This window comes from Nocardioides secundeburneus, from assembly GCF_039939255.1.
Taxonomy (GTDB): domain Bacteria; phylum Actinomycetota; class Actinomycetes; order Propionibacteriales; family Nocardioidaceae; genus Nocardioides.
In genome coordinates, this window is sequence record NZ_JBDUUE010000004.1 from 308496 (window position 1) to 321978 (window position 13483).

At 72.3% G+C, this 13483-nt stretch carries 15 protein-coding genes; 7 read left to right on the forward strand and 8 right to left on the reverse strand.

What is annotated here, in order from left to right; genetic code table 11:
* Entirely contained in the window at nt 1-678 is a 678-nt protein-coding gene (locus ABFT23_RS12425; protein ID WP_347895592.1) for a response regulator transcription factor, read from the reverse strand.
* Nucleotides 675-1931, reverse strand: a complete 1257-nt coding sequence (locus ABFT23_RS12430; protein WP_347895594.1) for a sensor histidine kinase — start codon at nt 1929-1931, stop codon at nt 675-677. The genes ABFT23_RS12425 and ABFT23_RS12430 overlap by 4 nt, the downstream gene beginning before the upstream one ends.
* Nucleotides 1932-2053: 122 nt before the next feature.
* Between ABFT23_RS12430 and phoU the strand changes: the two genes are divergently transcribed.
* Entirely contained in the window at nt 2054-2707 is a 654-nt protein-coding gene (phoU, locus tag ABFT23_RS12435; RefSeq protein WP_347895596.1) for a phosphate signaling complex protein PhoU, read from the forward strand.
* Between the two features lie 355 nt (nt 2708-3062).
* Complete coding sequence (locus tag ABFT23_RS12440) at nt 3063-3992, forward strand: DUF559 domain-containing protein (protein ID WP_347895598.1); 930 nt, start codon at nt 3063-3065, stop codon at nt 3990-3992.
* Between the two features lie 162 nt (nt 3993-4154).
* Here the strand turns inward: ABFT23_RS12440 and ABFT23_RS12445 are convergent, their stop codons facing one another.
* The 3 genes from ABFT23_RS12445 to ABFT23_RS12455 all read right to left on the reverse strand — a co-directional run bounded on the left by ABFT23_RS12445 (nt 4155) and on the right by ABFT23_RS12455 (nt 6564).
* Nucleotides 4155-4898 (reverse strand): phosphoglyceromutase, encoded by a 744-nt coding sequence (locus ABFT23_RS12445; protein WP_347895600.1) that lies wholly within the window; start codon nt 4896-4898, stop codon nt 4155-4157.
* On the reverse strand, nt 4898-5551 hold the full coding sequence (locus ABFT23_RS12450) for a copper chaperone PCu(A)C (protein ID WP_347895602.1): 654 nt from the start codon (nt 5549-5551) through the stop codon (nt 4898-4900). Before ABFT23_RS12450 ends, ABFT23_RS12445 begins: the two co-directional genes overlap by 1 nt.
* Nucleotides 5552-5616: 65 nt before the next feature.
* On the reverse strand, nt 5617-6564 hold the full coding sequence (locus ABFT23_RS12455) for a UbiA family prenyltransferase (protein ID WP_347895604.1): 948 nt from the start codon (nt 6562-6564) through the stop codon (nt 5617-5619).
* Between the two features lie 188 nt (nt 6565-6752).
* On the opposite strand from ABFT23_RS12455, the gene ABFT23_RS12460 reads away from it, so the two are divergent.
* Both ABFT23_RS12460 and ABFT23_RS12465 read left to right on the forward strand, forming a co-directional pair.
* Entirely contained in the window at nt 6753-7238 is a 486-nt protein-coding gene (locus ABFT23_RS12460; RefSeq protein WP_347895605.1) for a CarD family transcriptional regulator, read from the forward strand.
* 63 nt (nt 7239-7301) lie between these two features.
* Complete coding sequence (locus ABFT23_RS12465) at nt 7302-7862, forward strand: 2-C-methyl-D-erythritol 4-phosphate cytidylyltransferase (RefSeq protein ID WP_347895607.1); 561 nt, start codon at nt 7302-7304, stop codon at nt 7860-7862.
* On the opposite strand, the gene ABFT23_RS12470 is transcribed toward ABFT23_RS12465, so the two are convergent.
* Nucleotides 7815-8507, reverse strand: a complete 693-nt coding sequence (locus ABFT23_RS12470; protein WP_347895609.1) for an IspD/TarI family cytidylyltransferase — start codon at nt 8505-8507, stop codon at nt 7815-7817. The two genes, ABFT23_RS12465 and ABFT23_RS12470, sit on opposite strands and share 48 nt — an antisense overlap.
* A gap of 95 nt (nt 8508-8602) precedes the next feature.
* Here ABFT23_RS12470 and nirD point away from each other — a divergent pair, with 95 nt between their 5' ends.
* Nucleotides 8603-8965, forward strand: coding sequence for a nitrite reductase small subunit NirD (gene nirD, locus ABFT23_RS12475; protein ID WP_347895611.1), 363 nt, complete (start codon nt 8603-8605; stop codon nt 8963-8965).
* Nucleotides 8966-8980: 15 nt separating this feature from the next.
* Here nirD and ispF read toward each other — a convergent pair whose 3' ends face one another.
* Nucleotides 8981-9508, reverse strand: a complete 528-nt coding sequence (gene ispF, locus ABFT23_RS12480; protein WP_347895613.1) for a 2-C-methyl-D-erythritol 2,4-cyclodiphosphate synthase — start codon at nt 9506-9508, stop codon at nt 8981-8983.
* A 31-nt stretch (nt 9509-9539) separates the two neighbouring features.
* Between ispF and ABFT23_RS12485 the strand changes: the two genes are divergently transcribed.
* A complete protein-coding gene (locus tag ABFT23_RS12485) occupies nt 9540-11060 on the forward strand; it encodes a molybdopterin-dependent oxidoreductase (RefSeq protein WP_347895615.1) in 1521 nt (506 codons plus the stop codon).
* Between the two features lie 341 nt (nt 11061-11401).
* Here ABFT23_RS12485 and ABFT23_RS12490 read toward each other — a convergent pair whose 3' ends face one another.
* A complete protein-coding gene (locus tag ABFT23_RS12490) occupies nt 11402-11893 on the reverse strand; it encodes an inorganic diphosphatase (RefSeq protein ID WP_347895617.1) in 492 nt (163 codons plus the stop codon).
* Nucleotides 11894-12021: 128 nt separating this feature from the next.
* On the opposite strand from ABFT23_RS12490, the gene dacB reads away from it, so the two are divergent.
* Nucleotides 12022-13482: a D-alanyl-D-alanine carboxypeptidase/D-alanyl-D-alanine endopeptidase gene (gene dacB / locus ABFT23_RS12495; protein ID WP_347895618.1), complete on the forward strand. Its 1461-nt coding sequence runs from the start codon at nt 12022-12024 to the stop codon at nt 13480-13482.
* Nucleotide 13483 lies beyond the last annotated feature (1 nt).

A 13483-nucleotide genomic window follows, 5' to 3' on the forward strand; every position in this document is an offset into this window, starting at 1 on the left:
TCAGAGGTCGAGCTTGTAGCCCAGGCCGCGCACGGTGACGAGGTACTTCGGCTCGCTCGGGTCGGGCTCGAGCTTGGCGCGCAGGCGCTTGACGTGCACGTCGAGGGTCTTGGTGTCGCCCACGTAGTCGGAGCCCCAGACCCGGTCGATCAGCTGGCCGCGGGTCAGCACCCGACCGGGGTTGCGAAGGAACATCTCGAGCAGCTCGAACTCCTTGAGCGGCAGCCGCTGCTCGTGCCCGTCGACGGTGACGACGTGGCGCTCGACGTCCATGCGGACCGGGCCGGCCTCGAGGGTGTCGGGCAGCAGGTCGGGGTCCTGACCGCGGCGCAGGACGGCGCGGATGCGCGCCACGAGCTCGCGCGGCGAGTAGGGCTTGGTGACGTAGTCGTCGGCGCCGAGCTCGAGGCCGACCACCTTGTCGACCTCGTCGTCCTTGGCGCTGACCATGATGACGGGCACGTTCGAGGTCTGGCGGATCGTGCGGCACACCTCGGTGCCGGGCAGACCGGGCAGCATGAGGTCGAGCAGCACGATGTCGGCGCCGTTGCGGTCGAACTCGGTGAGGGCGGTGTTGCCGTCAGCGGCGATCGCGACCTCGAAGCCCTCCTTGCGCAGCATGTAGGCGAGGGCCTCGCTGTAGCTCTCTTCGTCCTCGACGACGAGTACGCGGGTCATCCGTTGTCCTTCTGGTTCTGGGCGGACGCCGTGTGCGTCGCCTCGGTAGGTGCGGGAGCCGAGGCCAGCGTGGCCTCGGGGCAGTCGTCGTCGACGTCGACGTCGAGGTCGACGTCGGCGTCGGCGACGGTGGCGCCGGGCTCGGCGTGGGGCAGCGTGAGCGTGAACGTGGAGCCCTGGCCCTCGACCGACCAGACCTTGACCTCGCCGCCGTGGGTCGCGGCGACGTGCTTGACGATCGACAGGCCGAGGCCGGTGCCGCCCGTGGAGCGGTGGCGGGCGGGGTCGACGCGGTAGAAGCGCTCGAAGATGCGGTCGATCTCGACGCGGGGGATGCCGATGCCCTGGTCGACGACGCTGATCGCGACGAACGACTCCTCGAGGCGGGTGGTGACCAGCACGGTGGAGTCGGGGTCGGAGTAGTGGACGGCGTTGGCGACCAGGTTGGCCACGGCGGTCGCGACCTGCTCCTCGTTGCCGAGGACCTTGAGGCCCCGGGTGCCGCCGGTGACGACCGAGATGCCCTTGGTGGCGGCGTCGATCGCGCTGGTGTCGACGGCCGTGCCGATCACCTCGTCGATCGACATCGGCAGCGGCGAGTCGAGCGGCTCGTCGCCCTGCAGGCGCGAGAGCTCGATGACCTGCTGCACGAGCACCGTGAGCCGGTCGCTCTCGAGCAGCATCCGGTCGGAGAACCGCTGGACCGCCTCGGGGTCGTCGGCGGCCTCCTGCACGGCCTCGGCCAGCAAGCGGATGGCGCCGACGGGGGTCTTGAGCTCGTGGCTCACGTTGGCGACGAAGTCGCGGCGCACCGACTCGACCCGGCGCTCGCGCGTGCGGTCCTCGACGAGCGCCAGCACCATGCGCGAGCCGAGCGGGGCCACGCGCACCGTGACGTGGCGCGCCGGCGCGTTGTCGCGCGGCATCACCAGCTCGGTCTCGCGGATCTGGCCGTCGCGGCGCGTCTCGCTGACCATGCTCGCCAGCTCGGGGGTGACCAGTGTCGTGCCGCGCACCAGGCCCATCGCGTAGGCCGGCGCCGAGGCCTTGAGCACGACGTCGGAGTCGTCGACGATGAGCGCGCTGCTGCGCAGCACCGACAGCACCGCGGCCACCGGCGGCGGGACGGCGGGCTCGGCGACGGGTGGCCGGGCGTGCTGCTGGCGGTCGCTGACGTGCCACGCGAGCACGGCGCCGCCGGCCACGACCGCGCCGATGATCGCGGCGAGGAACGCCTGCGTCGTCGGGTCCACCCGTCGATGGTACGGCGGTGTGACGTGTGTCCCTGACCGGCGAGCGTGTGACTTCCCTCTGTTCATCCGGCGTTCACCGGTTCACCCCAGGACCGCTCCCACCCCCACCTAGGGTCGGTCTCATGCGCGATCAGTTCCACGAGCAGCTCGACTCCGTCTTCGTCGAGCTGGCGGCCATCTGCCGCCAGGTCGAGACCGCCGTCACCCGGGCCACCGCCGCCCTGATGAGCGGGGACGTCACCACCGCCGAGCGGGTCATCGACGCCGACGTCGACATCGACCGGGCCCGCGAGCGGGTCGAGGAGAGCGCCTTCGAGCTGCTCTCCCTCCAGCAGCCCGTGGCCGGCGACCTCCGCGTCGTCGTCGCCGCGCTGCGGATGGTCACCGAGCTCGAGCGCATGGGCGACCTTTCCGTGCACGTCGCCAAGATCGCCCGCCTCCGGGTGCCCGAGATCGCCGTCCCCGACGCCGCCAAGCCGACCGTGCAGCGCATGGCCGCCGTCGCGGAGGACATGGTCGCCCGCGTCGCCGACATCATCAGCACCCGCGACGTCGAGGCCGCGATCATCCTCGGCCGCGACGACGAGGAGATGGACCAGCTGCGCCGCACCTCCTTCGCCGAGCTCCTCTCCGACGACTGGGACCACGGCGTCGAGGCCGCCGTCGACATCGCCCTCCTCGGCCGCTACTACGAGCGCATCGCCGACCACGCCGTCTCCGTCGCCAACCGCGTCGTCTTCGTCGTCACCGGCGAGAAGCCCACCGCGGTCTCCTGATCGCGACCACCTCGCGCTCGCATCCGTGCCTGTCTGTTCGATCAGACCTGCTCGGGAGCGAGCGGCTTGACCGGTGGCACTCTGCGCGCAATTGCGCTCGTAGTGCCGCGAATCGACCTGGTCACCGGCACTAGCCGCGCCATTGCGCCCGTAGTGCCATGAACGGGCTCGGTCGCCGGTACCGGCCGCGCAATGGCGCTGTGAGTGCCAACCGCAGTCCTGATCGTTGGTGCTAGCAGCGCAATCGCGCGGTGAGTGCCACTCCTGGCCTCGAGATCGTGGGGAAGAACGCCACGTCGGCGGGGGCTGTGGATAACCCAGCTCGACTGTCGGTGTCTCGTCGCATGCTGCTGGCATGACGTTCGAGCCCGAGAAGGCCTCCCTGGACCCGTCGCGCCCATTCACCTCGACCCAGGCGCGCGCGGTCGGGATGAACATGCGTTCGGTGTGGCGCGGCGAGTCCTACATCTCACCCGTGGTGGGTGCATGGGTACTGGCCAGCGCGGTCGATCGCTCGACCGTCCTGCGGGCAGCGTTGGTCATCCACCCCGAGGGCGCGTACGCCTCGCGGCTCACTGCCGCTGCGGTCCACGGCCTGCCGGTGCCCGAGACCCCGTTCGTGCACATCACGGTGACGCGCCACCAAGATCGGCGCTTCCGGCCGGAGATCAAGGCTCATGTCACCGACCGACGTCAGCGGATAGTCGTGGTCGACGGCATCCCGGTCACCGACGTCATCGAGACATTCATCGATTGCGCTGGGCACCTCGGGCTCGTCGACATGGTGGTGCTCGGCGATGCGCTGGTCAGAAGGTTTGGAATCTCGCCGGCCGTGCTCGTGCGAGCCTGCTCGGAGAGCACCGACTACTACGCCAAGCTCGCGCTTCTCGCCGCCTCCTTCGTACGTGAGGGCGTCGACTCGCCGATGGAGTCCCGGCTGCGCATGCTCATCGTGCTGGCCGGACTCCCTGAGCCGGTCGTCAACTACCGGATCTACCGCGACGACGGCACCTGGCGTCGGCGCTTCGATCTCTGCTACCCGAGCATCAAGCTCATCGTCGAGTACGACGGACTCCACCACGCGTCCCCGGAGCAGTGGCAGATCGACCTCGAGCGACGCGAGGAGTTCGACGACGACGGCTACCGGATCCTGGTCGTCACCGCGCGCGGCATCTACCGCGAGCCTCTCGTCACGCTGCAGCGCATTCGCCGGCAGCTCGTCGAGCGTGGGATCCCAGACGTGCCCGACCTCGACCCGGTGTGGCGCGAGTACTTCGCGAGCTAGTTCGCACCTCGGCAGGTCGCCCGACGCGACGAGTCATCGCGCCCCGCGAGCTGGTGGCACTGTGGGCGCGATTGCGCGGAGAGTCCCAGCGACAAGGTCACCTGGTGGCACTGTGGGCGCAATTGCGCGGAGAGTGCCAGGTGACTGCGAAGGGGAATGCGCTCAGCGACCCTGGTTGGCGACGGCGGCGGCCGCCTCGGCCGCGGCCTCGGGGTCGAGGTAGCGCCCACCGGGGGTGGTGGGGCGCAGGTCGTCGTCGAGGTCGTAGTGCAGCGGCATGCCGGTCGGGATGTTGAGGCCGGCGATGTCGTCGTCGCTGATGCCGTCGAGGTGCTTGACGATCGAGCGCAGGCTGTTGCCGTGGGCCGCGACCAGCACCGTATGGCCGGCGCGCAGGTCGGCGGCGACGTCGGACTCCCAGTAGGGCAGCAGGCGCGCGATGACGTCCTTGAGGCACTCGGTGCGCGGCATGTCGGCGCCGAGGCCGGCGTACTGCGGCAGGTCGGCCTGGCTGTACTCGGAGTCGTCGGCGATCGGCGGCGGCGGGATGTCGAACGAGCGACGCCAGAGCATGAACTGCTCCTCGCCGTACTGGTCGCGGACCTGCTTCTTGTCCTTGCCCTGCAGGTCGCCGTAGTGGCGCTCGTTGAGCCGCCACGAACGGCGCACCGGGATCCAGTGGCGGTCGGCGGCGTCGAGCGCGAGGTGCGCGGTGGTGATCGCGCGACGCTGCAGCGAGGTGTGGACGACGTCGGGCAGCAGGCCCGACTCGGCCAGCAGGCGACCGCCGGCGACGGCCTCGGCGCGGCCCTTCTCGGTCAGGTCGACGTCGACCCAGCCGGTGAAGAGGTTCTTGGCGTTCCACTCGCTCTCACCGTGGCGGAGCAGGACCAGGGTCGCGCCCATCACTCCTCACCCCCGCCGTGCTCGACCTGCTCGAGCGGCTCGCAGGAGTAGGGGTCGGCCTCGATGGCCTCGTTGTGCGACTCGGCCTCGGAGTGCTCCTCGTCGGCCGACTCGGAGGCGGAGGGCTCACCGGTGCCGTCGCCCGGGTCGATCTGCGTGGGCAGCTGGATGTTCGGGAACTTGTCGGGGGAGTACTGGTGGCACGGGGTGACGACCGGGATGGTCATCGTGGTGATCTGGCCGTTGTCGAAGGCGAGCGTGACGTCGACGAAGTCGCCGGCGCCGAAGGTGCCCGAGACGTCGATGCCACCGGTGTCGAACAGGTTGGCCCGGCCGCCGGCCGGGATCTCGACCGTCTCGGCGGGCTCGGCCGCGGCGACCTGCTCGGTCTGGTCGAGGCCGTCGAGGGCGACCTCGGTCTCGACGTCCTTGTTGACGAGCGTGGCCGCGAAGACGCCGCTGTCGTCCTGGCCGGCGATGACGACGGCGCCCAGCACGTCGACCGTGCCCTCGCGGTCGTTGATGCCGGCGCTGATCGTGTTGACCCGGTCGGTCGCGTAGTCGAAGCCGCAGCCGCCGAGCAGCGAACCGGCCAGCAGGGCCGAGGCCGCCAGCAGGGCCGGGCGGGGAACGCGGTGGGGCCGCAGGAGCATGGGTCAGACCTTCACGCTTCGAGGAGACGTCGGGACGAGCTCAGTCTAGTCGACCCCGGCCGGGCTCAGGCCCGCAGGCCCACGCTCCTGCCGACGACGACCATGACGGCGACGACGACGCCGAGGTAGACGAGCACCAGCACCAGCAACCGTGTGGCGCCGACCTTGCGACCGAGCACCAGGGGCAGGTACGTCCACCCGTCGGCGTCGTCGGCCACGAGCCCCCAGATCGCTCGCAGGACGTGGACCCCCAGGCCCACGAGCGCGAACAGCGCGACCATCGCGGGCTCGGGCGGGTCGCCGTCGCCGCCGCCGCCCCAGCCGCCGTACGACAGGTAGGGCGCGTAGAGGGCGAACTGCGCCATCCAGGGCAGGAACGAGAGCTTGCCGCGCCGCAGCACCACGTTGCCGACGAGGCCGACGGCGAGCGCACCGAGGTAGAAGGTGCCCGCGGTGACGCCGGTCGAGACCGACAGCGGGACGACGAGCAGCAGCGCGAGCACGAGGGCGTACCAGACCGTGCCGGGCTCGAGGCGGCCGTCGGAGACGGGCTTGCGCGCCGTGCGGTGCCGGCGGTCGCGCTCGCGGTCGACGATGTCGTTGTGCCAGCCCAGGATCGCCTGGCCGACGAGGGCCGTCGCCGCGACCACGGCAGCCTCACGGACCGGACGCCCGGCGGCGAGCGCCACGAGGCCGAGCCCGACGCCCGTGGTCAGCGCCTGGCGGGGATGGGCAGCGAGGAGCAGTGCGACGACCTGGGAGTCGAGGATCGACCGCGCCAGCCGGTTCGACGTCCCGCGGGCCGGCGGCTCGACCGCCACCGCCGTCGTGGTCGCGGTGGCGGTCGCCGTCGCGGACGCCGGCCCGGAGACCCCGTCAGCCCCCTCGTCGGACCCCTCGGCAACCCCGTCGTCGGCCCCGTCGGAGGAGTCGTCGGGCACGACGTCCGACCCCGGCTCAAGGGGCTCGGCCGGGCCCTGGTCGCGACGCCTCCACCGCTGCAGCTTCGCCATGCCGAGCAGTATCGACCACGGGACCCGACGACGTCCGGAGCGACCCCGTCGTGACCCGTGCCACCACGAAAAGCAGGTTCTGTCAAGATCATCGCCGACCCCGATCAGGCCTCTGACCTGCGCAAACGCCGACTGAGAGGTTGCTGAGACGTGGTAGTATCGATCCCCTAGGAAGGGGTTCATCACATATGACATTCACCGTCGGCGAAACGGTCGTCTATCCCAATCACGGGGCCGCAGTCATCGAAGACATCGAGATGCGCAAGATCAAGGGGGAGGACCGGCAGTACCTCGTCCTTCGGATCGTAGCCCAGCAGGACCTGGTCGTACGCGTGCCCGCGTGCAACCTCGATCTCGTCGGAGTTCGCGACGTGGTCGACAAGGAAGGACTCGACCGCGTGTTCGACGTCCTGCGTGCCGAGCACGTCGAGGAGCCGACCAACTGGTCGCGGCGCTACAAGGCCAACCTCGAGAAGCTGCACAGCGGCGACGTCATGAAGGTCGCCGAGGTCGTGCGCGACCTGTGGCGTCGTGAGCGCGACCGTGGCCTGTCGGCCGGCGAGAAGCGCATGCTCGCCAAGGCCCGGCAGATCCTGGTCTCCGAGCTCGCCCTGGCCGAGCACACCAACGAGGACAAGGCCGAGACCATCCTCGACGAGGTCCTCGCCTCCTGAACCACCCTCTTCCTGAGAGGCCCCGGCTCCGGCCGGGGCCTCTTCGGTTTTTACACTCGGTCCGTGTACGACGACGAGCCCACCGCCCTCGGCGCGGTCCTGACCGACGACCGCGGCTCGCTGCCGTTCCTGCTGGTGCACGGCGAGGCGCTGGCGGCCGCGGCCGCCTGGAGCCTCGGCGAGGCCGGGGTGACCATCGTCGACGCCTCCGTCAGCTGGGACGGCGTCCGCGAGGCCGGGGCCGACGGCGAGCCGTTCGTGCTCCACGACAGCCTGTGCCCGCTGACGCCGCCCGACTTCATCGCCGCCTGCCTCGACCGTGCGCGCGAGACCGGGGCGGTGGTGGTCGGCGTCCGCCCGGTCACCGACACCCTCAAGGTCGTCGCCGACGGGCTGGTCGGGGCCACCGTCGACCGCGACGCCATGACGCTGGTGTGCTCGCCGGTCGTGCTGCCGGCCCCGGTCGTGGCCGGCCTGGCCGAGGCGCCGTCGTCCGACCTGACCGAGCTGGTGAGCGCCCTCGCCGTCGACCACGAGGTCGTGCGGGTCGAGGCGCCGCCGAGCGCCGGGCGGGTCTCAGGGCCTGACGACGTCCGCCTGCTGGAGGCGCTCGACCAGCGCTAGGTCCTGCGGCCAGGTGACCTTGAGGTTGAGCGAGCTGCTCGGCACCGCCGCGACGTCGACGTCGGGGGCGAACCGCTCGAGGCACGCCGCGGTGTCGGTGCCGGCGAAGCCGGCGCGCTCGGCCTGGTCGTAGGCCGCCAGCAGCCGGACGGCGTCGAAGGCCTGGGGAGTCTGCACGGCGCCGAGACCGCGGACCGGCCCCTCGGCGCCCCAGAGCGCCGGCGCCGGCACCACCGGGATCGCGCCACCGTGCGTGCGGGCCGCGATCAGCACCGCGCCGAACAGCTCGGACGACGCCAACGGCCGCGCGCCGTCGTGGATCGCGACGACGTCGACCTCGCCCCGCTCGACGTCGGGGCGCAGCACCCGCAGCGCCGCGAGCTCGCTGGCGTGCCGGGTCGCTCCGCCGGCGACCAGACGGACCTCGGCCGTGCCGAGGTACGGGGTGAGCGCGCCGGCGACGGCGTCCTGCTCGCCGTCGCGGACCACCACGACGACCGGGCCGACGCCCTCGAGCGCGATCGCGGTGGTGATCGACCAGGCCAGCACCGGGCGGTCGAGCAGTGGGAGGAGGACCTTGTTCACCTCGGCCCCGACCCGGCTGCCGGAGCCGGCGGCGAGGACGACGACAGCGGCAGAGGGCACGCGCTCATCCTCGCAGCCCACCGCGGGCAATCATTTTCACGCCCGTAACACGGCGAAACGTCCCGGTGCGCGACGCCGACCTACGGTCCCAAGGCATGACGCCCCGCGCACCCTCTCGGGAGGAGTGGCACCCCGTGTGCCGGATGGCCGAGCTCGAGGTGGACCGCGGTGTCGCGGCCCTCGTGCACGGCCAGTCGGTCGCGATCTTCCGTGGCTCCGACGACACGGTCTACGCCCTCGGCAACCACGACCCGTTCGCGAAGTCGTCGATGATCGCGCGCGGCATCGTCGGCGTCCGCTCCGGCGTGCCGTTCGTCGCCTCACCCACCCACAAGCACGCCTTCGACCTGCGCACCGGCCGGTGCCTCGACGACGTCCACGTCTCGGTGCCGGCCTACGACGTCAAGGTCGTCGAGGGCGTGATCCTCGTCGGGCACCGCAAGTCCGCGGCGGCCTGAGCCGATCTGGACGGCCTAGTCGACCTGGACGACCAGGGCCGTGGCGATGGCGGCCGCGCCCTCACCGCGGCCGGTGAGCCCGAGGCCGTCGGTGGTGGTGGCCGCCACCGAGACGGGCGCGCCGACGGCGTCGGAGAGCACCTGCTCGGCCTCGGCGCGGCGTCCCCCGAGCCGGGGCCGGACGGCGATCACCTGGACGGCGACGTTGCCGACCTCGTAGCCGGCGGCTCGCACCCGGCGCGCGGTCTCGGCGAGCAGGACGACGCCGGCGGCCCCGGCCCACTCGGGCTCGACGGTGCCGAAGTTGCTGCCGAGGTCGCCGAGACCGGCGGCCGAGAGCAGCGCGTCGCACGCGGCATGGGCGGCGACGTCGGCGTCGCTGTGACCCTCGAGGCCCTGCGGCTCGTCGGGGAACGCGAGCCCGGCGAGGTGCATCGGCACCCCGTCGGCGTAGCGGTGGACGTCGACCCCGATGCCCGTGCGCGGCAGGCGCGGCGGGCGCGGTGGCGGCGGCGGGACGTCGGATCGGTCCGGCGAAGTCACGTGGTGATCATGCCTGAGTGAGAATGTCGTCATGAAGAGGTCCTCGGCCGCCTGGGCGCTGGCCGGCGTCGTCGCCGGCTTCGCCGGCATCGCCGTCGACTACGCCGTCACCGAGGGCGCCAACCAGGCCTCCGCGATCGAGGCCGTGGCGGTCTTCGTGCGCGACCACGCTCCCGCCGACCTGGTCAACTGGGCCCGCGAGAACCACGGCAAGGCGATCACGATCCCGGCGATCGTCGTGCTGCTCGCGCTGTTCTTCGGCGCGGTCGGCCGGCTCGCCCGGCGCCGGTGGTGGCTCGGTGTGCTGGGCTTCGCGGTGATCTCCGCCGTCGGCGGCGCCGCCGTGCTGGCCGGCAACGGCGCCACCGTCGCCTACCTGCTGCCCGTGGCCCTCGGCTTCGCGGTGATGACCGTCGCCATGGCCCTGCTGGGCGAGCGGCTGACCCGCCTGCAGGCGGTCGACGACGACGACGTGTTCGGCGAGGCCTGGCGCGGCCACCGGCGCGACTTCCTCGTGGTGGTCGGCGCGGTGCTCGGCGTCGCCGCCGTCAGCACGCTGGTCGGCCGCTACCTCGGCCGCGACGAGAAGGCCGTCGAGGCCGAGCAGGAGCAGCTGCGGCTGCCCGTCACGCCGCCGGTCGTGCCCGACGGCGTCCGGGTCGAGGTCGACGGCGTCCAGCCCTGGATGACGCCGGCCGACGACTTCTACCTGATCGACACCGTGTTCTCGAAGCCCGCCATCCTGGCCAAGGAGTGGAAGCTCCGCATCCACGGCATGGTCGAGCGCGAGATCGAGCTGACCTACAACGACCTCGTGACCCGCGCCGGCGTCGAGGCCTGGATCACCCTCAACTGCGTCTCCAACGAGATCGGCGGCGACCTCATCGGCAACGCCTGGTGGAGCGGGGCGCTGCTCGCCCCGATCATCGCCGAGGCCGGACCGCTGCCGGGCGCCGACTGCATCAAGCAGACCTCCCACGACGGCTGGGACTGCGCCACCCCGCTCGACACGATCACCGACGGCCGGCAGGCGATGCTCGCGATCGCGATGAACGGCGAGCCGCTGCCGATCGAGCACGGCTACCCGGTGCGCACGATCGTGCCCGGCCTCTACGGCTACGTCTCGGCGACCAAGTGGGTCGTCGACATGGAGATCACCCGCTTCGACGACGTCGAGGCCTACTGGACCCAGCGTGGCTGGGGCGAGCTCGGGCCGGTCAAGATGGCCTCGAAGATCGAGGTCCCGGCCAACGACGACGAGGTCGCCGCCGGCGAGGTCGTCGTGGCCGGCACGGCCTGGCACCAGCACACCGGCATCGAGGGCGTCGAGGTCCAGCTCGACGGTGGCCCCTGGACGCCGGCCGAGCTCGCGCGGGTGCCGAACACCGACACCTGGGTGCAGTGGCGCGTCGCGCTCGACGTCGAGCCGGGCGACCACCAGGTCACCGTGCGCGCCACCGACCAGGCGGGCGAGGTGCAGACCAGCGTCCGCGCCGACGTCCTCCCCGACGGCGCCACCGGGTGGCACTCGGTCGAGTTTACCGCTTCCTGAGCGGGCGCGTGTCCCGCCGGATCGTCAGCGACGCCGCTCGGCCGGTGGCACTGCGCGCGCGATTGCGCGGAGAGTGCCACCGGGTCAGCCGGTCGCCGGTACTACGCGCGCGATTGCGCGGAGAGTGCCACCCGGGCGGGCGGTTGTTGGTTCTACGCGCGCGATTGCGCGGAGAGTGCCACCTGGGCGGGCGGGTTGTTGGTACTACGCGCGCGATTGCGCGGAGAGTGCCACCGGATCAGCCGGTCGCCGGTACTACGCGCGCGATTGCGCGGAGAGTGCCACCGGGCCGAGCCCCGGCGGCCCGAGGAACGGGGTCCAGGGGCCGGGGGAGCGACGGCTCAGTGGCCGTGCGGCTGGTACCGCTCGAAGGACGCGCGCACCTCGGCCTCGGCGTCGGAGCGACCGACCCAGTCGGCACCCTCGACGGACTTGCCGGGCTCGAGGTCCTTGTAGACCTCGAAGAAGTGCTGGATCTCGAGGCGGTCGAACTTCGGGACGTGGTTGATGTCGCGGATGTGCTCCTGGCGCGGGTCGGTGGCCGGCACGCACAGCACCTTGTCGTCGCCGCCGGCCTCGTCGGTCATGCGGAACATGCCGATCGCGCGGCACTTGATGAGGCAGCCCGGGAACGTCGGGGCCTGGAGGAGCACGAGGGCGTCGAGCGGGTCGCCGTCGAGACCGAGGGTGTTCTCGATGTAGCCGTAGTCGGCCGGGTACTGCGTCGAGGTGAACAGCAGGCGGTCGAGGCGCATGCGGCCCGACTCGTGGTCGACCTCGTACTTGTTGCGCTCACCCTTGGGGATCTCGATGAGAACGTCGAACTCGAGCACGTGCTTCCTCCGTCGGTGGGGCCGTCAGTCGATACGGGTCGTGAGCAGGTCAGTGGGGCGACCGGGTGGTCTGCCGGTCGCCAGTGTCGCGCACAATGTCCCCGATCGCGCATCAGGGAGGGGACAACGTGGCCGCACGTGACGCAGACCACGGTTCGGGCGCCGTCCGCGGCACGCTCGCGCTGGTCCTCGTTCTCGCCCTGGTCGCCGGTGGTGTGGCCGTGTGGCACTACGACCTGCTCGACCGGTGGCTCGACGACGCCGCCGCCCCGGCCGACCCGAGCACCGACCCGGTCGCGGTCGCCCCGCCGCCCGGCGTCGAGGTGCCCGAGGTCGTCGCACCGCCGGCCGTCGCCGCCGCGGCCAGCCTCACCAGGCCGGTGGCCGCGGGCGTCGTCCGGCGCACGTTGCGGCCCTACCTGCGCGACGTCGACCTCGGCGACCACGTGCTCGCCGAGGTCGCCCCGCTCGAGGGCGGTCCGGCGGTGTTCACGCGGGGCGGGGGCGCCGACACCGCGACGCCGGCCTCGACGACGAAGGTCGTCACCACGACCGCCGCGCTGCTGGCGCTCGGACCCGACCACGTCTTCACCACCGAGACCCGGCTCGCCGGACGCCGCCTCAGCCTCGTCGGCGGTGGCGACCCGCTCCTCGAGCGCGCGCCGCGCGACCTCGCCGGGCGCCCGTGGGCCTACCCCGCCCGTGCCGACCTCGCCGCGCTCGCCACCGAGACGGCCGCGGCCCTCGCGGCCGCGGGCGTCCCCCGGGTGCGGCTGTCCTACGACGACTCGCTCTTCGCCGGCGACGGCGTCAACCCGGCCTGGGAGCCCGACTACGTGCCCGACGGCGTCGTCAGCCCGACGACGGCGCTGTGGGTCGACGAGGGCCGCTCGCCCTCGGGGGCCGGTCGCGTGGCCGACCCGTCGGCCGAGGCGGCCGCGGCCTTCGCCGCCGCCCTCGCCACCGCCGGGGTGCGGGTCGTCGGCGAGCCGACGGCAGCGCCGGCGCCCGACGTCGAGCCCCTGGCCGCGGTCGACAGCGCGCCGCTGTCGCAGATCGTCAGCCGCATCCTCGACGTCAGCGACAACGAGGCCTCCGAGGTGCTGCTGCGCCACGTCGGCCTCGCCGCCGGTGGCGACGGCTCGATCACCGCCGGCAGCAACGCCGTCCGCCGCTCGCTCACCGACGCGGGCGTGCCCTGGGGCGACAGCGTCTTCCACGACGGCAGCGGCCTGTCGCGCCGCAACCGGGCCGATCCGAGCACCCTGCTCGGCGTGCTGCGCCTCGCCGCCTCGCCCGACCACCCCGACCTCCGTGCCGTCGTCACCGGCCTGCCCGTGGCCGCCTTCACCGGCTCGCTCACCAACCGCATGGACGCCGGCCCGCCCGCCGGGCGCGGTCGCGTGCACGCCAAGACCGGCACCCTCACCGGCGTCCGGTCGCTGGCCGGCATCGCCACCACGCCCGACGGCACCGTGCTGGCCTTCGTGCTGATGGCCGACCGGATCGCCGGCGACCTGCAGGTGCAGGCCCAGACCGACCTCGACAGCGCCGCCGCGGCCCTCGGGGCGTGTGACTGCGGCCGGTAGG

What these genes read in the sequence shown, in the direction of transcription:
- ABFT23_RS12425 (WP_347895592.1), bottom strand. Translation starts at nt 678, where the DNA reads ATGACCCGCGTACTCGTCGTCGAGGACGAAGAGAGCTACAGCGAGGCC.
- ABFT23_RS12445 (WP_347895600.1), bottom strand. Translation starts at nt 4,898, where the DNA reads ATGGGCGCGACCCTGGTCCTGCTCCGCCACGGTGAGAGCGAGTGGAAC.
- ABFT23_RS12485 (WP_347895615.1), top strand. Translation starts at nt 9,540, where the DNA reads ATGAAGAGGTCCTCGGCCGCCTGGGCGCTGGCCGGCGTCGTCGCCGGC.
- ABFT23_RS12455 (WP_347895604.1), bottom strand. Translation starts at nt 6,564, where the DNA reads ATGGCGAAGCTGCAGCGGTGGAGGCGTCGCGACCAGGGCCCGGCCGAG.
- phoU (WP_347895596.1), top strand. Translation starts at nt 2,054, where the DNA reads ATGCGCGATCAGTTCCACGAGCAGCTCGACTCCGTCTTCGTCGAGCTG.
- nirD (WP_347895611.1), top strand. Translation starts at nt 8,603, where the DNA reads ATGACGCCCCGCGCACCCTCTCGGGAGGAGTGGCACCCCGTGTGCCGG.
- ABFT23_RS12450 (WP_347895602.1), bottom strand. Translation starts at nt 5,551, where the DNA reads ATGCTCCTGCGGCCCCACCGCGTTCCCCGCCCGGCCCTGCTGGCGGCC.
- ABFT23_RS12440 (WP_347895598.1), top strand. Translation starts at nt 3,063, where the DNA reads ATGACGTTCGAGCCCGAGAAGGCCTCCCTGGACCCGTCGCGCCCATTC.
- ABFT23_RS12460 (WP_347895605.1), top strand. Translation starts at nt 6,753, where the DNA reads ATGACATTCACCGTCGGCGAAACGGTCGTCTATCCCAATCACGGGGCC.